General features: G+C 60.8%; 1 pseudogene. It reads left to right on the forward strand.

Annotated features, from left to right (window positions below):
- Nucleotides 1-212: pseudogene (locus tag AC3IFE_RS01645) on the forward strand (hypothetical protein); the annotation flags it as partial.
- Nucleotides 213-426 lie beyond the last annotated feature (214 nt).

Consider the following 426-nt stretch of genomic DNA (forward strand, 5'->3'; position numbering starts at 1 on the left):
AGACAGATATGTTGCATTTCGTGTTCAAGAACGCTGGCAAGCTGCTTGCGTTGTGCTTGGTGTTGTATCTCGCGTCGACGTCGTACCTCATCAGTGGCATCGTCGCAGTTGTGTTTCTGAAAAAAGCCCTCACGGGGAAACTCGCCCTCTCGAAGCACTTCGCATTCATGACGCCCACCGAGCCCACCCGGCTCGTTAAGCAGGTGAAGTGACGCTACGCCAATCCGATTGGCGCGACGCCTTTCAAAGCGCGTTCGCGTGCCCGGTAAGGCGCCTGCAAGCCCGTTGGCCGAATGGAGCAATCCACGCGGCCAACGGCTCGCGATGCACATCCACCTACCACCTTCCCCCGTGTGCTCCGAACGCCATCGCTCGCGCGCCCCCCCGTCCAGCTGTGCCGACAGCCAGACGCAGCGGGTCAAGCAC

The sequence above is a fragment of the Burkholderia sp. APQ4-4ca genome, from assembly GCF_057837105.1.